Origin of the sequence: Prevotella sp. LCP21S3_D2 (assembly GCF_052118345.1) — a bacterium.
Lineage (GTDB): Bacteria > Bacteroidota > Bacteroidia > Bacteroidales > Bacteroidaceae > Prevotella.
Genome location: NZ_JBQKHJ010000011.1, coordinates 59,005 through 83,014, shown reverse-complemented (window position 1 = coordinate 83,014; position 24,010 = coordinate 59,005). Strand labels below are relative to the sequence as shown.

Below are 24,010 nucleotides of genomic sequence, written 5' to 3'. Positions count from 1 at the left end.
GATTAAACCTAAAGAGAACAATGAAAAAAATGATGTTATTGATGGTTATCGCTCTGATGACCGTTACGAGTATGGTAGTAATGGCAGGTTGCAAGTCTGCCGAAAAGGGAAATTGCCGTATCCATGGTACGATGGAGTCGAACCGTTGGGATGGCAAGAAGATTTTCCTTGTGCCTATGTTCGGACTGCAGGATGCTGCCCATGTAGACTCTGTTGTCATCAAGGACGGCAAGTTTGAATTTGTTGCCGATACTGTTGAGATGAAGGTGATTCGTATAGATTATCACTATCGTGATGGCGTGCAGGACTTGCTGGTTGTTTCTGAACCGGGCGACATCAAGGTTACGATTGGTGCCAACAGTATTTCCGGGGGAACTCCTCAGAACGATTCTCTCCAGGTATGGAAAGATCAGATCATGAAGTTTAACAGTGCCTACAACCAGCTTCGTATGCAGGCCCGTCAGGAAGGCTCTGACCAGTTGCTGATGACCAAGGGTAAGGAGATACAGAACCAGTTGAAGGAATATAACATCGCCTTCCTCAAGCGTCAGCCTGTCGGAGTGTTTAAGAATTTTCTTCAGACTATGTATCCTTCAGCAAAGTAAAATATTTGCTGTAGGGGATGTTGATAAATATGGGTATCCTGACTAATCTATTAAGTGCATGAAAATGTTCATTTCTAGATATGGGAAAATGACTCTGGTCGCATTGTTCGGCTTATGCATCTTCCTTTTTTGGTATTGTGGTTATCCACAAGCCTTATGTTACCAAGAGCAGAACCAGCTCTTTCTTTGGTCTGCCGACTACTTTTGGCATGACCTGAGTGTGGCAGGTGGTTTGGCTGATTATATCAGCGAGTTCCTGGTACAGTTCTATTATGTTACTGTTTTGGGTGCTGCCATTCTGGCTTTTCTCTTCGTGGCTTTCCTGTCGCTTACCTATCAGGTAATCAGGAGTTATACAGCCAAGCCGTTGAAGTGGTATGGGATGCTCATAGCTCTTCTTCCTTCTATCCTGTTGCTGGAAGTGATGGGAGATATCGAAGTGCTCCTGTCTTTCCCGATAGCTCTGACCTTAGCCCTGCTGTCAACATGGCTCATGAATCTTGCTACCCGGAGATGGGGAGCAAGGATTGCGTGGGCAGATGTGCTTCTGATACCCATTCTGTTCTGGCTGATTGGAGGCGGTGCAACCTGGCTTTATGTCTTCCTCCGTCTGGCTTTTTTCCTGATGCAGGTGAAGAAAGGCAAGCTTCCTTCCGTTGCGATTGCCTATCCTTTGTCTATACTCTATCTCTGGGCTATACAGCTGGTTTGTTATAGTACCCTTCTGGTGCAATATCCATTGATGTCTGTGATGGCAGGTATCAACTATTATCGCGTGCCTATGCGGTATCCGGGTCAGAAATGGGGATATGACAAGGACCTCTATGCCTTGGTCAAACTGAACGAACAGGTGCGTAACGGGAAGTGGGAAGATATCATCCATGATGCGCAGGAGAATCAGGTGCAGGTGTTCTATACCAGCAACTGCGTGAATCTTGCCCTGGCTCAGACCCGTCAGCTTGCCGACCGCATGTTTTCTTTCTATCAGAGTGGAGAAAATGCCTTGCTGGCTCCCCGTTCCCGTGATAACATGTCGATGTATCCTACGATGGAAGCCTTTTGGCGTCTGGGTCTCGTGAACTCTTCTCTTCGCTATGCCAGCGATTTGCAGGCTTCCATCCTGAATGGAAAGATGAGTGGCAGATTGATGAAGCGCATTACCGAATGTCAGATTGTAAATGGCAAGTATGCTGTAGCCCGTAAGAATATCGATCTCTTGAAGCTGTCGCTCTTCTATCATGACTGGGCTGTGAAGATGGAGGCGATGCTGGGCAATGATACGGCTATCAGTCATGATCCTGATTTGGGAAGGGCTAGAAGAAGGCGCTTCAAGACGGAAATGATTTATAGCTATGATGAGATTGACAAGATGATGGGACTGCTCTTCATCAACAATCCGGATAACAAAATGGCGCTCGACTACTTCATGGGGCAGATGCTGTTGAAGGGAGATATCCAGGGATTCATGCGTTATGGCAGTTGGGTACAGCAATATGGTGGCTATATGCAGATGCCTGTGGGTTATCAGGATGCCGTGAAGTGCATACAGAATCAGGGGAATGTACCGGGTTCGCCATACGCAGAATACGTGAAACGAATGATGAGTAAACAGAAAGGAGGCGAAGAATGAAAAAGATTATTTATACTTTGATGATAGTATGGATGGGGATGACCGCCTGTACTCCGTCGGTTGAGAATCCTACCATGGTGAACCGTAAGCCTAGCATCTATCCCGACTATATCGGGGTGACCATTCCGGCTGATATTGCTCCGATGAACTTCAATATCAAAGGTGATACCGTTGATGTGGTGGATGTCGTGGCAAAAGGAAGCAAGGGCGGAGAACTGCATGTCTGTGGTGAATGGGCTGACTTCGATGTGGAAGACTGGCATCAGCTTACTGAGCAGAACGTCGGTGGCAGCATCTCTTTTACCGTCTGTACCCGTAAGGATGGTAAGTGGAAGCAATATCAGGATTTCCAGATGATGGTGAGTCCTTATCGGCTGGATGATTACGGTTTGACCTATCGCCGTATCGCTCCCGGCTACGAAGTGGGTGGCAACATCGGCATCTATCAGCGCGATATCCATACTTTTGATGAAACGGCTATCATGACTGAGACCGCCCTGCCGGGAAGATGTTTCAATTGCCATACAGCCAATCGGACAGATGCCCGGCAATTGACCTGCCAGATACGTGGTGAGGGTGGAGGTACCTTGATTATGAAGAATGGCAAGCAGCAATGGATTGATACCAAGACCGATTCTACCAAGGCTGCCGGAAGCTATGCCTACTGGCATCCGGAAGGCAACTATGTGGCTTATGCTGCCAATGCCGTGCACCAGTGTTTCTTCGTGGGAACTTACAAGCCAATAGAAGTTTATCACGACTTCAGCAACATCGTGGTACTGGATACACGTAACAATCAACTGGTAACAGACCAGAAACTGATGACTCCCGACTGGCTGGAGATATTCCCAGCTTTCAGTGCAGATGGCAATACCTTATATTATAGTACTTCGAAGGCTTGCCGTGTGCCGGCAGAGTATCTGAAAGTGAAGTGCTCGCTGGTAAGTATTCCTTTCGATCCCAGAACGGGGAAGTTTGGAGAAAAAGTGGATACGCTGCTGAATGGTCCGAAGACGAATATGAGTTACGTCTTGGCTCGTCCGTCGTATGATGGAAAATGGCTGATGTATACACGGTGCAGCAGAAGCAATTTTCCTATTGTGCAACCTGATGCAGATCTCTGGATGATGAACCTGAAGACTTGCCAGACCTATCCGCTGGCTGCGGTGAACAGTAAGATGAGCGAGAGCTATCACAACTGGAGTAGCAACTCGCATTGGTTTGTCTTCGTCAGTAAGCGTGGTAACGGAAACTATACCCGTCTCTACATTTCGAGTATTGATGATCAGGGTAAGGCAACCAAGCCATTCCTTCTTCCGCAGCGCAATCCGTGGAAATATTATCATGGGCTGTTTGATGCCTATAATGTACCGGATTTCACCAAGACCAAGGTGGAGCTGGATATGAAGGAAACCCGCAATCAGATCTTTTCGGATGAACGTCCGAAAGTGACGGTGAGAGAATAAACGAATAAAAATTTAGATTGGAGAATCATGAAGAATTTGATGATAAAATCTTGGAAACCGCTGTTGTCGCTGCTCTTCGGTGTGGCGGTAGTGATATTCTGGTCTGTTCCTTACATGAGTGGCTTGTGCTTTCAGGAACAGTATCAGATGTTTCTCTTTGATATCGGCTATTTCCTGGAGCGCATTGTGCTGCCGGGAGGATTGGCTGACTATATCAGTGAGTTTTTGGTACAGTTCTATTATATGCCTGTCTTGGGCGGTACCATCATCGCCCTGCTCTTGATGAGCATACAGGCTATCTCGTGGGGACTAATGAAGCAATATGGAATGAAAGCCGTTTTCCCGGGATATCTGTTGAGCTTTGTACCTAGTATTGTTTTATGGTGTGCCATGGGCGACCAGAATCTGTTGCTTTCTTTCGTTGTGGCACTGTCGGGCGCCTTGCTGATGGGCTGGATTCACAACCGGTTCCACAACCGGTTAGTGAAGGTGGTGTTCGAACTGGTGAGCACGGCATTGGTTTATTGGTTCCTGGGACCAGTGGTATTCCTTTATGCCGCCCTGATGATTGGAGATACGCTGATGAAAGGCAAGCAGAATGGACACATTCTTTCCAGTCTGGGTTATTCTGCCTGTCTGCTGATACTCACCGTAGCCTGGATATTGCTGACCACGCAATCGTTGCAGTATCCATTGTACCGTATCTTTAGCGGACTCAATTATTATCGCTATCCGGGTACGGTTTCTCCGTTGCCTTTGGGTGTGATGATATGGACCGTCGTAGTCGTTTTCTTTGGTATGGTTCCTGATGGACATGCCTGGATTAAGAAGCTGCAGCAATCCAAGGTAGTGATGGTTTTGGCGTATGTATTGGTGATTGTGGCTTCATGGTTCGGCATTAAGGCTTCTTTTGATGAAATGACCTACGACCTGATAGATTATGATTTTCTGGTTCGCACCGAACAATGGGATAAGATCATTGAGAAGGCTGAGAAGAAGCCGGCTACCACACCGCTGGGTGTATCGTGTGTGAATCTTGCCTTGAGCCAGAAAGGACAACTTGCCGACCGTCTTTTCGAGTTCTATCAGAATGGAGGCGAGGGTTTGTTCCCTACCTTTACCCGTGATATGATTTCACCGGTATCTACTGCAGAAATCTTCTTCCGTCTGGGAATGGTGAATGATGCCGAAAGGTATATGTTCGAGGCGCAGGAAGCGATACCGAATTATCGCAAGAGTGCCCGCTTGACCCGCAGGATTATAGAGTGCGTAATCATCAACGGCAACTATCAGGTAGCTGCCAAGTTGCTCCGCCGACTGCAGAAGACGCTCTTCTATAGCAACTGGGCTAACCAGATGATGGCGCTGCTGGGTAATGAGAAGGCTATCAACCGGCATCCTATCTATGGCAAGCTGCGCAAGTATCGTGAGAAGAAGCAGGACTTCCTCTTCAGCGACCGGGAGATGGACCAGATGCTGGGCTTGCTCTTCCTGAACGATAACCATAACAGGATGGCATACGAATATCTGATGTGCTACGAACTTCTGCAGCGTGATTTGGAGAAGTTCGTGCAGTATTATCCGCTGGGTAGATTCGTGGGTTATGACCATATTCCACGCTCCTTCCAGGAGATTCTCATCGGCAACTGGATGAAGACGCATAGCGATCCGCGTACCATCCCGTATAGTGTGGATGCACAGAACGTGAACAATACGCTCAACTTCATCCAGCTCTATATGCAGAATCCGAAGAATCCTCAGCTTGGTCAGCAGCCGTATGTATCCAATGCCTGGCACTATGTGATGGTGCAAGGGGCTGATGAGGCTGCCGGAAAGAAGGAGGGAATGAAAGAGGTTTATTAGAATGTAGAATGATAATACTGGAATGATATGAAAACGATAAAATCTTTATTGTGCTCTCTGTTGGTTGGAGTGGTGATGGCTTCGCTTAGTGCATGTTGTTACCCTCCGGCGTGGAAAGATGCCAAGGAAATCAATCAATTCCCTAAGATATTCCCCGATTATGTTGGGGTTACAGTTCCTGCCAATATCGCACCGCTCGATTTTAACATGGCGGACGAGGATATTGAGGATATGTATGTATGTGTGCAAGGTCCGAAAACCATAGAGGGGCTATATTCTTACGGCAAGAAGTATGCGGAGTTTGAGGTAGATGAATGGCATGATTTCTTGAAAAAGAACAAGGGTGAAAAACTCATAGTTTCTGTGTTTGTAGAGAAGAATGGCGAAAAATTGAAGTACAAGGATTTCAATATCTATGTAAGCCCCTACGAGTTAAAGGACTGGGGCTTGACTTATCGTCGTATTGCCCCTGGTTATGAGGTGTATGGCAAGTTGGGCATTTATCAGCGAAACTTGAGTAACTTTGAGGAAACGGCAATCCTAGAGAATACGGCAGCACCGGGTGCCTGTCTCAATTGTCATACGGCAAACAGAACCAATCCTGACCAGTTTACCTTCCATGTGCGTGGTGACCATGGTGCTACCTTGGTTTCGCAGAACGGCAAGCGGGAGTGGCTGAAGGCGAAGAATGATTCCCTGAAGGGTTCGATGGTTTATCCTTACTGGCATCCGTCGGGCAAGTATTGCGCCTACAGTACTAATACCACTCATCAGAGTTTCCATGCCGTAAAGGATGAACGCATCGAAGTCTTTGACCAGGCATCGGATGTCTTTGTCTATGAACCTGCAACCCATGAACTGATATTGGATCCTCTCCTGATGACGAAAGACCATTACGAGACTTATCCGGTATTCTCGCCTGATGGCAAGACGCTCTATTTCTGCTCTTCTACGGCAGAGCCTATCCCAAGCGGTTACAAGGATATCAAGTATAATATCTGCAAGATTGGTTTTGATGGGGCTACGGGTAAGTTTGGCAACAAGGTGGATACCATCTTCAATGCCCGTGAACTGGGCAAGAGTGCCACTCATCCTCGTCCTTCGTATGATGGCAGGTACATCATGTTTACGATGAGCGATTATGGCTGCTTCCCTATCTGGCATAAGGAAGCGGATAACTGGTTGCTGGATTTGAAGACAGGGCAGGCTAAGCCTATGACTGCTGCCAATAGTAAAAACACGGACAGCTGGCACAACTGGAGCAGGGATTCCCATTGGTTTGTCTTTACATCCCGCCGTGGTGACGGCCTCTATACCCGTCTTTATCTCGCCTGCATCGATGATAAGGGTAATGTAAGCAAGCCGTTCCTTTTGCCTCAGCGCAATCCGAAGAAGTACTACGACGAGTTGCTGGATTCCTATAATACCCCAGATTTCACATCCAAGCCTGTAGAACTGGATGCCCGTGCGGCAGGAAATGAAATCATGAGTGACAAGAGGATTCCGACGAAAATTAAGTGAAGAGTGAAGAACAAGGAAGTGAAGAGTGAAGAACGAAGAGTGAAGAATTCAAATGTATGTTTATAAAAAACGCTCCTGTTGCAATATGGTAACAGGAGCGTTTTTGTTTTTTTTATTTGAACTGTTCTGCTTCTTGCTTCATCACATTCTCTACATCGATGGCATCGAATGGAACGGGACCGTAGCTCAACTCCGGTACGTTGAAACTCTTCAGACAATCATCGTAGAAGGTTGGTTCCTTCTGCGGCAATACGAAAGGTTTGTGAGCCTTGCCCTGGCTGTCTACGTAGCAGAAGTAAGGCTTGCCGTAAAGACCATCATCGCGCTTGCTGGCAAAGACAAACCATCTGCCGGTATGCGACCAGCTGTGATAGGTATCGCTCTTGTTGCTGTTCACGATGCTGAGGCTGTCTGTCTTACCCGTCTGCAGGTCTAGCATGCATAGATCTGCTTCTGGATGCCAGATAGGGAAGGTTCCGTAATCGGCTACGGTGAAGAGGCAGTATCTGCCATCGGGACTTATCTTAGGATGGCAAACGGAACGGGCAGAATAGAGGGTATCTACCTTTTCGCCAAATCTGCCGTTTTCTTCATTGAAAGGAATGCGTACCAGCGAATATTTCAGTCCCTTGAGGTTCTTCGTATTCAACCCTTTCCGGTCGGCTACACAATAATATATATAGGCACCATTAGGCGAGAAGGTCGGGAATGTCTCCAGCTTCGTGCTGTCGCTCGTCAGGGGCGATGAGATGATGGTGTTGTTGTCGAGGTCGGCAACATAGACATCGCTCTTCGAATCATATACTTCCAGACGTTTGTCGGGATCGGCATGGAAGGCCGGAATAATGATATTGGTAGAGAACGTTACGTATTTGCCCGATGGACTAAAACCGTAATATACACTTGAAGAAATCAGGTTGTCGTTCTTCAGGTTCAGCTTGCACAACTTGCCATTGCGGTTGAGGATGGCTCCACCGCCTTCTCCTCTAACATATAGCATGCTGAGGTTCGGATTCTGATTGCCGAAGGCATGACAGTTCATGCAGCGGTTCTCCTGCAGATTGTGGTCGGCGAGTATCTTCTCCTCCCAGTTCTCGATGCAGCGCTGCTTAATCTGGATTTTATTCCATACCTCGTAATCGGGCTCTATGAGTCGGTAGGTGAGGTATGAGTCGATGCTGTCGCCTACTACCTGCCAGGTGAAAGGCTTGAATGCGGTCCAGTCTCCTTCATCGCTTTTGGAATAGATCTGTACCTTGATGTTCTTGTTTACAGCCTTCTGGAGAAAGGCTTTCCACTCTTTTATGTCAAACTTCAGATTCTGACTGTTGCTGGTTGCTGTCAATGTGTTGGCTGCATCATTGGCATCTGCTCCTTCAATGGTGAGAACGGTCTCGATGTTGGTAAGATGCTTGTCGCGTATCTCGAAGTTGAGTGGTGCGATGTTTACCGGAATGGTTACATCGGCATAGTCGGGATACATGTTGGGCAGATGGCTAACCTGCTCTGCGTTCTCATGTGTCTGGGCACATGAAGCGAAAAGGAGGAGACCCGCCAGGGAGCTATATAGAATGTTTCTGTATTTCATTGTTCTTGTTTTTGATGCTGATAGAGTCTTCCGGGCTCTTTAGTTGTTGTTCAACTTAGGTGTCTTTGCCTTGTCAAAGTAATACCAGTAGGTATCTTTGAAGGCAGGGTTGCCGCGTTGTTCATTATATTGGCTGAACTGTTGCAGCACATCCTGTCGCTTGATATACTTGGCCCATTCGCTTGGTGGCGCCTTGGTTCCTGCCAGATATATCGTGAGCGCTTCCTGATACAATTCATCGTATTGCACGTGCTTCTGCTTGAGATAGTAAGCATCGTAGTCATGCTTGAAGGTATCCATGTCCTTCAGGAGAAGGTCGCTGCATAGCATGTAATTGATGGCGTTATTGTTTGCCGGATTGCTTTCCACCAGCTCTTTCATGATGATATAGCTGTTGTCGCTGAGGCGAAGGGTATCCTGGGTGTTGACAAACGGGCGCTTGTCAAGATAGGTCTGAAGGAGGGCTTTCTCATCGGGCAGGGCATGAATGCCCAGGGATGCAAAAACACGGTCGGCCCATCTTTGCCATACGAATGTCTTCTGCAGGATGCGCAGATATTTGCGGGTTGCCTGGTAGTCGCCTTTGACGAGATTGACTTCTGCCAGTCGCTTGATCATGCGGATGTTGCGGTTGTTGGGAGAGCATACATTTGCCAGCATGGCTGCTCTTTCGCAGAAGGTCATGTCGCCCAACACCCAATATAACTCATTGAGCGTCTTGATGGTGAGTGTAGGAGTATTGGGACCAAGGGTCTCAAAGGTGCCGAGGTTGTTGTCGGGAAATTTGAGGAGGTTGGCAGAAAGACAGTGGTTTTGTGCCATGACGAGATTATAGTAGAACTTCATGTACTGGTTCGGATTCTCTTCTTTCTCTACGATGTGCATCACCTTGTTGTAGTTGCCGAAATAATATTCGCAGTCTACAGCCAGTGTCTTTTCCAGATCCATCTGTGGGGCAACCAGTTTGCCGATGCCAGGATAAGTGTAGATGGTCTGGAAATCGCAATAGTAGAGTCGCTTGGTGAGCATGAGGAGGAAAAATGGGATGATCAGGGCGGCAAGACGATAGTAGATGCCTGCTATCATGATATTGGCAATGCAGCCGGCAAATGTCAAGGCGCCATATACCCATACACCGTATCCGAAGAACCAATGGCAGACGAATACGGAGACGAAGATGCTGATGACGGATACCCAGTTGGCAATTCCTGAACCATTGAGGAAGAGACCCTGCTCGTTCCCTCTTTCTATCTTCTTGATAAACATTCGGGTAGAGATGAGCAGCGAGGTGCTGACACGGAACACGCTGGCTCCACCTGCCACGGCAAGGATGCTGCTCAGACGGTAGTCGTAATGGAAACTGAAACAAATCAGCAGAATCATCACGATGAAGGCGACGGAATGTGCCACCCATCTTCCCTTGATGTCTGCCATTTCTACAGCACATCTGATGTTGTATCCTGTCAGGAGGATACAGAGGGTAAGGATGATAGGACCTGCATAACGGAAATAGTAGAATTGAGTCAGGAAATCGCCTGCCAGACAAGCCAGCCATCCCGGTTTGTCAAGGTAGGTGGTTACATGATCCCACGACATCAGAAACAGCTGATTCTGCTCCTGATAGAACAGGTGATAGGGATAGCAGAATTGGAAGAATGCAAAACATGCTATCGCTCCCAGCACGTATAATGTGTATATGCCTATGCTAGGTTTGTTTGTTTTTTGTTTATTCATGTCTGTCAGTTTATTTCTGCAAAGGTAACAAAAATATATTAGAAAGGCACATAAAAAATGCAGAAACTTACTCTTTGAAAGTAAATTTCTGCATTTATTGCTGTTATTGCTTTTCTGCAATACATTCCATCTCTATCAGCCAGCCTGGTCTGCATACTTTTGCCTCTACGATGATATGCGGTATCTGGGGATAGAACTGATTCATCAGCATTTCTACGGTATGATAATCAGACATGTCGCGCAGATAGATGATAAAGTACTGGATGTCGTTCATAGTGGCATCGCCATCCTTCAGTAAGGCTCCTATGTTTTCAAGGAGTCTGCCGGTCTGTCTTACTATATCGCCTTCGTATACCACCTGTCCGTGCTTGTCAATACTGGCAGTTCCGGAGATGAAGTATTGCTGCTGGCTGGGTAGGGTAAGACGGGTTCCGCGCTCAAAGGCTACTCCATATTCGTGGGTAGGATTCAGATGTTCGAGTGCCTGCAGATACTTCTTGTCTGATTCCTGTATGTCAGGATAGGTCAGGAAGTCGATGGCTACAGTGGCATGGCGAACGGGAGTTGCTCCTCCGATACCTGTGCTGGCTATGTAGTGGGTATCTGCTGTAAGACCTTCTTCATCGAAGACATCGCTGCGTGCTTCTACTACGCCTTGGTAGTTCACGTCAATATGGGCTACGTATATCCAGGTGCGGACGAGGTTGCGCTCCATTGTCATACCTGTCTTGCTGATTGCCTGCTGGTATCTGTCGAAAATCATACGGGTTTGTTCGTATGAATTCTTATCCTTCGCTTCCTCCTCGGTGAGGCGGATACTATGAAACAGCATGGGGGTATGAACATCTGTGGTTTTTACAAGAAGACTTATCTTACTGCCATTCAGTGGAGTCTGTTCCACGATAGTAAGATTCGTATCCTTGAGAAATTCTTGATAGAGAAGAGATTCCTGCAGTTCTTTTATCTGGTTCTGGGAATCGCTGAGAAACACCTTACAATATTGCAAGGTGCGATGTTCCATCTTCTCTATATCGAGATGATTACCTAGTTTTAGATACAGAAAGTTCAAGCGGTCGTTGAACGAACCCTTGGCTTCCGGTGATAGTATTATGTATTTGTCCATCTTGTTCTTTTCTAATCTTCTGCAAAGATAATGATAATTATCGAGAAAAGAGAAAAACAAGATGGACTTTTTCTAAGAATACCTATATATGGTGATAGGATTCTACAAAAAACTGCAAAATACTATAGTGATTCGAGCATGCGCTTGATGACAACTTCGGCTGAAATCTCACGGTTGGCTGCCTCTGGAATCACCAGACTGTTCTTGCTCTCGATGACATCATCGGTAACAATCAAGCCACGGCGAACAGGCAGGCAGTGCATGAAGCAACCATCGTTGGTCCAGCTCATGTGCTCCTCGTCGATGGTCCAGCTAATATCCTTGCTCAATATCTCGCCATACTGTGCTGGGTCTTTCACGCCCGGACAGCTCCAGTTCTTGGCATAAACGAAGTCTGCACCTTCCAGCGCCTTCTTCTGGTCGTACTCCACTTTGGCATTACCTACGAACTTAGGATCAAGCTCATAGCCCTCTGGGTGAGTAACCACGAAATCAACATCGGCTGCGTTCATCCACTGGGCGAATGAGTTTGGTACAGCCTGAGGCAAGGCACGGCAATGAGGAGCCCAGGTCAGGACTACCTTAGGACGAGCCACCTTCTTATGCTCCTCAATGGTGATGAGGTCGGCAAATGCCTGAAGTGGGTGAACGGTAGCTGTCTCCATAGCGAAGACTGGGCGACCGCTGTACTTTACAAACTGGTTTACGATGGTCTCGGCATAATCGTAGTCACGGTCTTTCAGACCGGCAAAGCTGCGCACACCGATAAGCTCGCAGAAGCTTCCCATCACTGGGATTGCCTCAAGCAGGTGCTCGCTCTTGTCGCCATCCATGATGACGCCACGCTCTGTCTCCAGTTTCCATGCACCGGCATTCACATCGAGCACGATAACATTCATGCCCAGGTTCATCGCAGCCTTCTGTGTACTCAGTCGGGTACGGAGACTGTTATTGAAGAATATCATCAGCAAGGTTTTGTTCTTGCCCAACTCCTGATAACCGAAACGGTTTGCTTTTACTTCCTGTGCCTCAGCGAGTGCTGTTTTCAAGTCGCCAAGGTCTTCAACATTAAAGAATGTCTTCATTGTTATTTCGTTTTTTATTTGTTATTTCTGATATATATATTGCTCTTGGATCTTTCTTCTTGAATCTTGATGTTTGCAAAGTTTGCATGCAAACCTTGCAAACATGGCAGAAACTAAGACTTGGTACGGAGAGGGTACGGAGCAGGTACGGAGCGGGTCCAGAGAAGCGCTATTGAGTTGGCTTTCCCTTCGGTCGCCGAACGTTGTTTCTTCACTCTTCGTTCTTCACTCTTCACTTCCTCGTCTGTCCATTTCCTGTAATCAACCACTTGTAGGTGGTAATCTCTTCGAGTGCCATAGGTCCGCGGGCTCCGAGCTTCTGGGTACTGATGCCAATCTCTGCGCCCAGTCCGAACTGTGCGCCATCGGTGAAACTGGTTGGAGCATTCACATAAACGCAGGCTGCATCTACCATTGCCTGGAACTTCTTCTGGGCAGTTTCATTGTAGGAAACGATGCTCTCGCTGTGTCCGCTTCCGTAGGTAGCGATATGGTCGAGCGCCTCATCTTCCGAAGCCACGGTCTTGATACCCATCTGCATGCTGAGCCATTCGGTGTTCCAGATGCTCTTCATGTTGGCATCTGTTTCTGTTGAGTCTGCGGATTTGCAATCCGCAGTCAGCAAACCTGCCTCCTTCATCTTCGCTTCGCTTTCCTCTGCCTTATATAATAAGGTGTCAGGATAGTGTCCCTTTAAAGCTTCGTAAGCTTTGGCATCAGCATGAATCTTGGTCTGTTTCTCGGCGAGACCTTCGCAGAGGGCAGGGAGGTCGCTTAATCTGCTTTCGTGAATCAGCAGACAGTCGAGTGCATTGCATACGCTCACTCTTCTGCATTTGGCATTGGTGATGATGCGCTTGCCCATCTCCAGATCGCCATCCTTGTCGAAGTAACAATGTACCACGCCGGCTCCGGTTTCGATAACCGGTACCTTGGCGGTATCGCGAACGAAGTTAATAAGCTTCTTACCACCACGAGGAATACAGAGGTCGATATAGCCCACTGCATTCAGCATTTCGCCGGTAGCCTCATGGGTGGCAGGTAAGAGCGTAACGACATTCGGGTCAATACCGAAAGTTATCAACACCCTGTGGATAAGTTCGACACCCGCTGAGTTTGAGGAGTTTGCATCCTTACCACCTTTCAGTACGCAAGCATTTCCACTCTTGAAACAGAGAGAAAAAACATCGTAGGTTACGTTAGGACGTGCCTCGTAAATCATGCCGATGACTCCGAAAGGAACGGCAACTCGCTGCAGGTGCAAACCATTTTCGAGCGTCTTGTCTTTGAGAACTCTTCCGAGCGGTGAGGGCAGGGTACTTACGTGTCTCATATCCGAAGCAATATCCTGGAGTCGCTGTTCGGTGAGTTGCAATCGGTCGTAGAGCGGGTTTGCCTTGTCCATCTTCGCCAAGTCTTCTGCGTTCGCTGCAAGGAGCGCAGGAGTCTCTGCGATGATAGCATCAGCCACCGCCTGCAGGATTTCATTACGTTGTTCGTCGCTGAGCAAGCCCAAAGTCTTGCTGGCTGCCTTCACTTTTTGGAAAGTCTCTTTCAGTTCCATTTGCTATTTCCTTTCTTATTTGATGATAAGATGTTTTGTAATGTGTTATGAGTTTCCTCTTAACAACGGCAAAGGTAAGCATAAATATTGGAAATTGCAAACTTTATGCAAGAAAAAGTAATGATTTTATAGATAAATGGATAGTTATACGAAAATGAGATAAAAAAGGTCAGGCAGCGTCTGACCTTTTTGTAATGGTTCCTTTTAATTATTCTGATACTGCCAGAAGAATTACTCTTTATCGTTTTCTTCAGGATGAGCCATTAGATACAGTTCTTTCTGTCGTTCGATTTCTCTTCTCAAGTCTTCCTTGTCTGGTAGGTAAAGCTTGTATTTTGCAGCGAACATCTGGTCGTTTTTTGCGAGGGTAGAGTATCGTGCCACATCCGAATCTGTTTCGGTACAAAGGATGATGCCGATTGTAGGGTTGTCATCTGGTCCTTTTTTCATCTTATCGTACATCTGGAGATACATGTCCATTTGTCCTACATCCTGGTAGGTGATGCGATTTACCTTCAAGTCGACCAAGATAAAAGATTTGATTAGGTAATTGTAAAATACCAAGTCGATATAGTAGTCATTCTCCTCGGTTCGGATATGTTGCTGGCGAGCCACAAGCGCATATCCCTTTCCCATTTCCATCAAGAATTTCTCTAGGTTGTTGATGATGGCAGTCTCTAATTTTGATTCTGCGAGGGAGATGTCTTCTGGCAATCCTAGAAATTCCAAGACAACTGGTGATTTGATGTATTCGAGTTTGTCTTGCTGATAAGCCTTTGTCTTGTCTTGCATCTCGTTAACGACTGGCTGCTTCTTCTTTGACATAAGAAGACGTTCATAATATAAGGTGTTGATATTGCGGTTGAGGGTTCGGTAACTCCAACCTTCGTTGAACGCTTCCTTTGCATACCATTCACGAGCCTTCTTGTCTTCTACTCGTATTAGACGCTCGTAATGAGACCAAGGAAGAAGGCGTAACTCAAATTGGGCAGACTGTGTCTGACCTTTTTGGGGTAGCAAAGAAAATTCATCAGACAGTGTCTGATGTTTTTGCTTTTTGAATTCCTCAGACAGTGTCTGAGGAATTGTTAACTCTTTGAATTTCAGGTAGAACTTCTTGAAATTCATGATGTTTGTCTCGGAGAATCCCTTCCCGAATTCCTCTGTAAGAGCAGCCGAAGCAATCTCTATCACATGCTTTCCGTATTCTGCACGTGATGCTCCGTTCTGTTCCTGTTCCACAATACGTTGTCCTATTCTCCAGTTTCTTTCCACCAGAGAATAATTGACGGCAGCAAATGCTTTGCTGCGAGCCTTGCTGACGATGGAGCGCAAGTCGTTGACGAGCATATTGTCTTCATCGTTATATTTCTTGCCGGGTTCTTTCATAATGCTACTGATTTTAGCTATTCAAAGTGCAAAGATACGATTTTATATCGAAAAAGCAATCTTTCTCTTCACTTTTTTCGATAAAAGTTGCAGATAAAAAATGTATTTCCAAAAGAAAGTAGTATCCTTCTAGTGTGGAATTCTATGACTGTGGCTGATGCAATATCTATGAAAATGTGCTTTAAACGTGCGGAATCTATTTTTTTAAGCACATTCCGCACGTTTAAAGCACATTTTCTCTGTCGCAGAAATACTCGGGACTTTCATAACCTTGGTAGATGAAAGGATTTGCTAATTTCTTGTTACTTAGTTTCATACGCCATTACATCTTTAGTGTTACAACTTTTATGTAATGGCAAAGGTACAACTATTTCTTGAATGAGCAAAAGAAAATGGTAGAAAGTTGAGGATTATTCTCAATTTTCTGCCATTTCATTTGCCCGTTTCCTTTTCTTTTTGTATTTTTGCCCCTCTAAACATTATATATACTATTGACTTGATAATAAATATAGCAATTATGTGCAATATAAAGACGATATTGGCAGGCTTGTCCTTGACAATGGCTGTGGGGATGCCGGCAGCGGCGAGTGATGAACTTACAATGGTAGTAGGTACCTATACCGACCAGAGTACTTCGGATGGAATGTATGTTTATCGTTTCAACCAACGTACAGGGAAATCGCAATTGGTGGGCGATGTGAAGGCAGGCAACCCTTCGTTTCTCATGATGAATCATGATGCAAATCGGGTTTATGCTGTGAGCGAATATGATGATGGGCGACAAGGACTCGGGGCTTTCATCCTCAATAAGAAGGAGGGAGCGATGGCTCCGCTTGGGTATCAGAAGTGCGGAACGAAGGCTACTCGACCGGAAAACAAGATGCCGGGTGCGGCACCATGCAATGTGATGCTGTATGGTGGATATGTGGTGACATCCAATTATAATGGGGGTGATATTTCCGTATTCCCAATCAAGGAAGATGGAAGTGTGGCGCCAGAATCGCAATATTTCGATATGCATCGGGAGGGGAGTGGTGTGGTATCGCATATCCATTGCTGCCAGATGACTCCTGATCATCAGTATATGCTTGCCAATGATTTGGGGAACGACTGTATCTGGCGCTTCCAGGTAAATGATGGCAAGGAATTTTTATCTAATCCTGTTCTTGCCTATCAGGCTCCTAAAGGAACGGGACCACGCCATCTTGTATTCAACTCAAAAGGCAATGTGGCTTACCTGATAGGCGAACTGGATGGCACGGTAACCGTATTGGGATATAACAAGGGTACATTGCAGGAGTTGCAGCGCATACAGGCTTCGAAGACCCGTACGCTTGGAAGTGCCGATATTCATCAGTCTCCTGACGGCCGCTTCCTCTATGCATCCCATCGGTTAACCGATGAGGGCATCTCGATATTTGCCGTAGATAAGAAATCGGGTCAGCTCACAAAGATAGGCTTACAACCTACTGCTGCCCATCCTCGCAACTTCGCCATCACGCCTAACGGACAGTTTATGCTTGTGGCGTGCCGTGACAGTCATGTGATTCAAGTTTTCAAGCTCAATAAGAAAACTGGAATGATGGTTGATACGAAGCAGGATATAAAGGTTGGAAAACCTGTCTGCGTGCAGTTTGCAAATTAATACGCTTGGGGTCTTGCCAAGCATTTGCTCTGATTAGCCTATCACATTGCATAGTTGGTTGATGGCTGCATCAAAAGTGGTGAGGTCTTTGGCTCGCTTTCTGATGGCTGCCTTGTAATTATAGATGGTTTGCGTAGAATAGAACAGAAGGGTGGCCAGTTCCTGACCATCCGTAATTCCCAGTCTCATCAGTGCATAGATACGCAGTTCCTTGGTGAGACTGTTAGGGGCAGGGAGTACAATCTGCTTTTCAGGCAACAGCAGTTGGTTGAACTCTTCCACAAAATTCGGATACAAGTCAATGAATGCCTTGTCGAAGCGAATATAGAAGTTGGCAGCCTCTTCTTCTGCCAGCTTGTAGCTGTTGATGGCAGTCAGAAGATCGGCAGTTTGTTTTGCCTTGATTTTGCGGCTTACCAATTTGCGATAATCATCCAGTTTCTTGATATATACGGCACTGATGTCCATAAATAAATGCATATAGGTCTCTCTTCGCTTATTGGTGTTGAGCAGCTTCTGGTTCAGTTCGTCCAAGAGTGTATTCTGGCTTTTTATCTCCCTACGGCTCTTGGCTAGACGCTTGTTCATCTTGAACGCAAAGAAAGCCATGGCAAGGAATCCTAGCGACAGGATACTCACGATGACGAGGGATGCTGTTACGATGCGGTTCTTGCGTACTTCTGCCTGATGGTTCGTTTCTGTGATAAGGGGAAGTATGCGTGAAATCTCAACCATGCGGAGACGGTTGTTGTAGAATTGGGCATCCTCCATGGAGCAATAGATGTATTTGGCAACCCTCTTTGCATAGGAGGCATCCTTATTATATAGATAGGTGGAAAACTCCTGAAGGGCAAGGTTCTCCTTCAGGGGACATATCTGGTCTGAGATAGCTGCTTCTACAATATACTTTTCATATAAATTCTTTTGGTCAGTATCATAATAATAGCGGGCAATGCAATAAGCCGATGAGGCATGCACACGGCTGTTCAGGGGACTGGCTGAAAGTGCCTTCATGTAGAACTGAAGCATCTTTTTGCTTGTACGCTGCTTTAGATATTCAAACTCTCCTGAAAGATAGTAATAAAGAGCGGATTCCTTGTTGCCGATATGTTCAAGAGTCTTGCCTAAATAAAAACGTTTCTTGGCTGCCAATCCTTCTTGAAACTCCGACTTGTTGCAGAATGTTTCCCAATAGCTATATACCCAAGTCAAGGTATAATAATAGTATTGCAATAACTTAGGTGACATTTTCTCCACATCCATTGTGAGCATTAAGTCTTCTGCCTGGCTGTAGAAACCACCCGTCGATAGCACTGCCGCACGATTGATTTTATTCAGGTTGACGAAATAATCATCCTGAAGTTGTACAGCCAGCTGGTAGCCTTTCTTGGCGTATGTCATGGCAGAGTCGTAACGGTAGGTATAATACTCCCTGTAGATTTGGTTATAGAGACTAAGCTGGCTGCGCTTGTCTGAAGTCATGTATAGTTGCTTTTTGAGTCTTAGCAGTTTCGCTTCTTTTCTTTGGGTAAACTTGCTTCGCTGAGCGATGTAACTGTCTAAACGATGGAACAGCTGTTCCTCGTTTACGGATGAAGCATTTGCCATTAATGGCATAAACATCATTAAGAACCACAATACTACTTTCATAACTATCCTTTTAATTGTTATTGTTACTATCAGATAGGCTATAAGAAAGCCTTAAAGTTGTATTTTTCTGCAAAGATACTACTTTTGTTCCTCTTTTCATCATCTACTCTATTAAAAAGTATTAATATCTTAGATAGCTTGATTATTAATAGGTTATGAACTTGAAAACCCTGGTATTTATCTACTCGTAACCTACACACGATGCCAATGTCTGAAAAATCTCCTTAACTTTGCAACCGCAATCGAATCGCATTCGGTGGCAAGTGAAATCATGTCAAAATAAGAATAAACAACTGTAAGATTATGAACTTAAGAATCCGTACATTTTCTATGGCTTTGGTAGCAATGTCTGCTGCAAGCCAAGTGTATGCACTTCCTTCCGACGAATCTGAAAACAAGGAGAAAAAGGAAGAGCGTAATGTGATGCTCAACGCATCTGATGCCAACAAGCCTCGTGAAATCCAGATAGGATTGCCAAGCGAGGATGTAACCGTATATGAGAACGGTCTTCCTGCCGTTTACTCTTCTTCCGTACATAGACTGTCTGCCCATTGGCGTAGCGATGCCTCACTGAAAGGTACCGACTTGATGACTCCATCTGAGTCTGCTATTGCTACTGGTAATATTGCGTACGCAGTTTCTTCTTTCAGCGAGTTGGGACAGAAAGAGTTCAAGGGCAAGCTCAACTATAAGGCAAACCATTTTGGTATGCAGAATGTAGATCTCAACCTGTCTGGTGGAATCGGTGACAATTGGCTTTATACTGCCAGTATGTATCAGAATTTCGATCCAGGTAGTTTCAAGCTTCGCTTTACTGATTATGCCGACCGTACCCAACTTTATCATTTCGGTATCACTCGCATCTTGAATGATGGAAAGGGACGTGTCTCCTTATTATATAAGTATTCCAACAGCAAGAACCCTGGCAATTTTGCCAATGCCGCCCCATTTATCTATTCAGGCGACGGCAGTATCAAGAAGATTGAAGGCTTTGACCCTGGTATGGACTCATACGTGCAGCGTCAAGGTTCTTTCCAATACTTGAATACAAAGTCAGGAAAGATGGAGACATGGAATATGAGCGATGGCAGTGAGAATCATGCCAACGAGATTGCCCTCATCAGCCAGTATCAGTTTGATAATGGATGGTTGTGGAAATTCAACGCCAAGTATATGAATGCTCCACGTGCCAATTTTGTGGATTACGGAGGAAGTACCATTTCTCAGGTGAGCGAGGCTGATGGCTATCAGCTTTATGATGGGTCTGCCTACAGTGGTTACATAGAAGGTCGTCGCACCTGGTTGCATGTTGGTAAGGTGAGCAATGCGCTTTTGACTACCGAAATCACCAAGAAGTTGAACAACCATAAGTTAATGATTGGTTTGAACGAGTGGTATTACCATCTCAATTACTATTCCTCTTCGTTTCAGTGGGCAGGCACCGTAGAAGCTTATCCACGCACATTGAGCCAGATGTATGTCAATCCGCTTGATCCTACGCAGACAGCTCATCGTTCTGAGACTTTCGGCTATAATGAGTTGAGTCCTGAATACACCAAGGGTTCAGAGAACAAGTTGGCACTCTACTTTACCGACGAATGGAAGGTAACTCCTAAGTTTAAGGTGTTCTATGGTGGTAGATTGGAGTACTACCGCATGTCTGCCGAGCAGATTTCTACTCCACGTTTCTCTGGATTCCACATGGGTAACTATAATACATACGCCACTGCTGCTGATGGTTCTGTTGTTGCTACCGAGCACAGCATTGAAGCAAAGAACGTAACCAAGGATAAATTGAATTATGCAGCCACCTTGCAGTTGACGTATAACCTTACCCGCCAGTTTGGTTTGACAGCTGATGCTACCATCGCCACCCGTTTCCCACGCATCAGCGAGTATGCAGGAACAGGACCTACCGAGGAGCAGTATAAGCGAGTAACCATCCCACTGATTCGTGGTGGTATTTTCTACAAGAATGATTGGATTGACCTTTCTTCAATGGTGACCTACATATCAAAGTCGAACAATATCGACCAGCAGAATCTTACCAAGCCTGGCACAACAGAGGGCAAGACCGTGTTGCTCATCTATAATATCCAGACTTTGGGTTGGACAACCTCGGCAGAAATCAATCCGTTCAAGAACTTCCACATGCATGCACTCTTCACTTATCAGAAGCCGGTGTATAAGAACTATAATGCGAGCGTAACGTTCAGTGATGGTCAGTCTATGGGTGTGAATGCCAATAACATGATCGTCAAGGAGATTCCTCAGGTTCTTATCGAGTTGGACCCTAAATACGACATTACCAAGAATCTGAATGCCTGGTTGAGCTTCCGTTACTTCGGCAAGACCTATGCCAACCTTCAGGAGGCTCTCTATTTCAATGGTCACTGGGAGACTTTCGGCGGAATCAACTGGAATGTGAACAAGAAGCTGAGCCTTGGCGTGAGTGTCATCAATATCTTCAACGAGAAGGGTGCCAAGGGTACCATTAGTGGCTCTGAGCTGATTACCAAGCAGGAAGCCGGAAAATATGAAGGCAAGTACATGAGTGGTAGCTATCTCCGTCCGTTCACGGTGGAATTCTCTGCAGGAATCAAATTCTAAGATAATAACGAAAGAATTATAGCGTTTAATTATAACAAAACAATCACGTAAAAACCAAAGAACGATGAAAAAGGTATTTATGATTATCGCAGCGATGTGCATGACATCTATCATGGCATCTGCTCAAAAGACCATCAGAGTGTCAACCGACAAGACCGACCTCGTGATGCAGGTTTCTCCTAAGGGTCGCCTCTACCAAGTGTATCTGGGTGACAAGTTGAAGAATCCTTCAGATTACAATCATCTGAAGTGGGATGTATATGCGGCTTCTGATGGTTCCGTCTGCCAGCGAGGTCATGAGGTTTATGCAGCCTCTGGTGCTGAAGATTTCTTCGAGCCGGCAGTGGCAGTGACCCATGCAGATGGTAACATGACCACCTATTTGTATTATCAGTCTTCTGAAGAAAAGGCTATCAGTGGAGGTGTTGAGACCATCATCACCCTTAAGGACAAGGTGTATCCGCTGACCGTGAAACTCCACTATGCAGCTTACCCTAAGGAGAACGTCATCAAGGCATGGAGCGAAATTTCTCATAAGGAGAAAGCTCCGGTTACGCTTTGGAGATATAGCTCTACAATGCTTTATTTCAAGGCAAACAAGTATTTCGTTACCAGTTATCATAGCGACTGGGCTAAGGAAGGACAGCCTGAGACTTGCCAGTTGACTGCTGGTAAGAAGATTGTTGATACCAAGTTGGGGACCCGTGCAGCCATGCATGAGGAGCCGTTCTTTGAACTGGGATTCGATGAGCCAGCCAAGGAGGATGAGGGTAAGGTGATGCTTGGAACCATCGGATGGCCTGGCAACTTCCGCTTTACCTTTGAGGTAGATAACGTGGGAGCCCTTCGTGTTATTCCTGCCATCAATCCATACGCCTCTAATTATAAGCTGAAGGCTGGTGAGACGTTCACTACCCCTGAGTTTATCTTTGCCATGAGTGATAATGGTATCGGTGAGGCTTCCCGTAATTTGCACAATTGGGCTCGTCAGTATCAGGTAAACATGGGTAAGGAAGATCGCCTTACGCTCTTGAACAACTGGGAGAATACCGGCTTCGACTTCAACCAGCAGAGTCTTGCTGAGTTGATGAAGGATGCCAAGGACCTGGGTGTAGATATGTTCTTGCTTGATGATGGTTGGTTTGCCAACAAGTATCCTCGCAAGGACGACCATGCAGGTCTCGGCGACTGGGAGGCTACCAAGAGCAAGCTGCCTGATGGAATACCTGGATTGGTAAGAGATGCCAAGAAGGCTGGTGTAAAGTTTGGTATTTGGATTGAGCCTGAGATGGTGAATCCTAAGAGCGAACTCTTTGAGAAGCATCCCGACTGGGTCATCATGCAGCCAAAGCGTGATACTTATTATTACCGAAACCAGCTGGTGCTTGATATCAGTAATCCTAAGGTACAGGATTATGTGTTCAGCATCGTGGATCGTATCATGACGGAGAATCCGGATGTGGCTTACTTCAAGTGGGACTGCAACAGTGTGATTACCAATATCTATTCTCCATATCATAAGGAGAATCAGGGTAATTTCTATATCGATCATGTCCGTGGTATCTACAAGGTGCTTACCCGTATTCATAAGAAGTATCCTAAGTTGCCGATGATGCTTTGCTCTGGTGGTGGCGGCAGAATGGATTACGAGATGCTTAAGTATTTCACTGAGTTCTGGTGTTCAGACGATACTGATCCATACGAGCGCCTCTACATCCAGTGGAGCCTGTCGAAGTTCTTCCCAGCCAAGACCATGGGTTCGCATGTAACTAACTGGAACAAGAATACCAGTGTGAAGTTCCGCACCGATGTTTGCAGTTCATGTAAGTTGGGCTTTGATATCGACCTCAAGTCGCTTACTGCTGATGACTACAAGTTTGTGCAGAATGCTGTTAAGAACTACGATAGCATGAAGCCTATGATTCTCGAGGGCGACCAGTATCGCCTGGTTTCTCCATACGAAGGCAACCACTGTGCCATTAACTATGTAAGTAAGGACAAGCAGCGTGCCGTTCTCTTTGCTTACGACTTGCATCCACGCTACAAGGAGCCTGTGATGAATGTGAAGATGCAGGGATTGGATGCCGATAAGGTTTATACCGTAAAGGAGACTAATCTGATGCCTGGCAAGGAATCTGATTTGGAGTGCAATGGCAAGCAGTATAGCGGTGACTATCTCATGAAAGTCGGTTTGAATGTATTCAGCCAGACAGATGGAACGAGCCATGTGTTGGTATTAGAATAAAGTTTCTCTGTAAGCATCCTATAATAAAGAAGTTAATCAAGACTGGTTTAATCTTATGCATAAACCAGTCTTGATTTTATTTGTTTTGTTAAGCACCTCGGTATGTCACCTGCCCTTATCGCATGGCTGGGGAAATGGTGATACATTCTAGTATTCCAAAAAAGTTTGGATTTTTATGGAATCAATTCCTTAAAAGTACTGTTTTTTATGGAATCAATTCCAAAAAAGTGTTGTTTTTGGAGGGATTTTCCAACGAAAGTATGTACTTTTACCTCAGTTCGGGATAACGAGC

15 protein-coding genes are annotated in these 24,010 nt (G+C 45.8%); 8 read left to right on the top strand and 7 right to left on the bottom strand.

From position 1 onward, the window contains the following. Positions 1 to 20 precede the first annotated feature (20 nt). The 5 genes from ACTQ16_RS09070 (at position 21) to ACTQ16_RS09050 (ending at position 7,085) form a co-directional block, all read left to right on the top strand. The gene (locus ACTQ16_RS09070) at positions 21 to 605 is read left to right on the top strand and encodes a DUF4369 domain-containing protein (protein WP_294969286.1); all 585 of its coding nucleotides are present in this window, start codon (positions 21 to 23) and stop codon (positions 603 to 605) included. Positions 606 to 693: 88 nt separating this feature from the next. Beyond that, positions 694 to 2,235, top strand: coding sequence for a DUF6057 family protein (locus ACTQ16_RS09065; protein WP_441937086.1), 1,542 nt, complete (start codon positions 694 to 696; stop codon positions 2,233 to 2,235). Next, positions 2,232 to 3,701: a TolB family protein gene (locus ACTQ16_RS09060; protein ID WP_441937084.1), complete on the top strand. Its 1,470-nt coding sequence runs from the start codon at positions 2,232 to 2,234 to the stop codon at positions 3,699 to 3,701. Before ACTQ16_RS09065 ends, ACTQ16_RS09060 begins: the two co-directional genes overlap by 4 nt. Before the next feature lie 27 nt (positions 3,702 to 3,728). Beyond that, a complete protein-coding gene (locus tag ACTQ16_RS09055; protein WP_441937083.1) occupies positions 3,729 to 5,564 on the top strand; it encodes a DUF6057 family protein in 1,836 nt (611 codons plus the stop codon). Between the two features lie 27 nt (positions 5,565 to 5,591). Further along, positions 5,592 to 7,085, top strand: a complete 1,494-nt coding sequence (locus tag ACTQ16_RS09050; protein WP_294969273.1) for a hypothetical protein — start codon at positions 5,592 to 5,594, stop codon at positions 7,083 to 7,085. Positions 7,086 to 7,197: 112 nt separating this feature from the next. On the opposite strand, the gene ACTQ16_RS09045 is transcribed toward ACTQ16_RS09050, so the two are convergent. The 6 genes from ACTQ16_RS09045 to ACTQ16_RS09020 all read right to left on the bottom strand — a co-directional run bounded on the left by ACTQ16_RS09045 (position 7,198) and on the right by ACTQ16_RS09020 (position 15,568). Continuing rightward, positions 7,198 to 8,673, bottom strand: a complete 1,476-nt coding sequence (locus tag ACTQ16_RS09045; RefSeq protein ID WP_441932566.1) for a TolB family protein — start codon at positions 8,671 to 8,673, stop codon at positions 7,198 to 7,200. 39 nt (positions 8,674 to 8,712) lie between these two features. Further along, the gene (locus ACTQ16_RS09040; protein ID WP_441937081.1) at positions 8,713 to 10,407 is read right to left on the bottom strand and encodes a DUF6057 family protein; all 1,695 of its coding nucleotides are present in this window, start codon (positions 10,405 to 10,407) and stop codon (positions 8,713 to 8,715) included. Positions 10,408 to 10,510: 103 nt separating this feature from the next. Continuing rightward, positions 10,511 to 11,530 (bottom strand): Rid family hydrolase, encoded by a 1,020-nt coding sequence (locus ACTQ16_RS09035; protein ID WP_441937079.1) that lies wholly within the window; start codon positions 11,528 to 11,530, stop codon positions 10,511 to 10,513. A 122-nt stretch (positions 11,531 to 11,652) separates the two neighbouring features. Then, entirely contained in the window at positions 11,653 to 12,615 is a 963-nt protein-coding gene (locus tag ACTQ16_RS09030; RefSeq protein ID WP_441937077.1) for an acetylornithine carbamoyltransferase, read from the bottom strand. A gap of 232 nt (positions 12,616 to 12,847) precedes the next feature. Continuing rightward, positions 12,848 to 14,179, bottom strand: coding sequence for a glutamate-5-semialdehyde dehydrogenase (locus ACTQ16_RS09025; RefSeq protein WP_441937076.1), 1,332 nt, complete (start codon positions 14,177 to 14,179; stop codon positions 12,848 to 12,850). A 231-nt stretch (positions 14,180 to 14,410) separates the two neighbouring features. After that, a complete protein-coding gene (locus tag ACTQ16_RS09020) occupies positions 14,411 to 15,568 on the bottom strand; it encodes a PDDEXK nuclease domain-containing protein (RefSeq protein ID WP_441937075.1) in 1,158 nt (385 codons plus the stop codon). 517 nt (positions 15,569 to 16,085) lie between these two features. Here ACTQ16_RS09020 and ACTQ16_RS09015 point away from each other — a divergent pair. Continuing rightward, positions 16,086 to 17,213: a lactonase family protein gene (locus tag ACTQ16_RS09015; RefSeq protein ID WP_441937074.1), complete on the top strand. Its 1,128-nt coding sequence runs from the start codon at positions 16,086 to 16,088 to the stop codon at positions 17,211 to 17,213. 33 nt (positions 17,214 to 17,246) lie between these two features. Here the strand turns inward: ACTQ16_RS09015 and ACTQ16_RS09010 are convergent, their stop codons facing one another. Next, positions 17,247 to 18,863: a DUF6377 domain-containing protein gene (locus ACTQ16_RS09010; protein ID WP_441937073.1), complete on the bottom strand. Its 1,617-nt coding sequence runs from the start codon at positions 18,861 to 18,863 to the stop codon at positions 17,247 to 17,249. Positions 18,864 to 19,193: 330 nt separating this feature from the next. Between ACTQ16_RS09010 and ACTQ16_RS09005 the strand changes: the two genes are divergently transcribed. Together ACTQ16_RS09005 and ACTQ16_RS09000 are read left to right on the top strand one after the other, a co-directional pair. Continuing rightward, a complete protein-coding gene (locus tag ACTQ16_RS09005; protein ID WP_441937102.1) occupies positions 19,194 to 21,473 on the top strand; it encodes a TonB-dependent receptor in 2,280 nt (759 codons plus the stop codon). A 64-nt stretch (positions 21,474 to 21,537) separates the two neighbouring features. Next, positions 21,538 to 23,718 carry an alpha-galactosidase gene (locus ACTQ16_RS09000; protein WP_441937072.1) on the top strand — a complete coding sequence of 727 codons (2,181 nt, stop codon included), beginning with the start codon at positions 21,538 to 21,540 and terminating at the stop codon, positions 23,716 to 23,718. Positions 23,719 to 24,010: the final 292 nt, after the last annotated feature.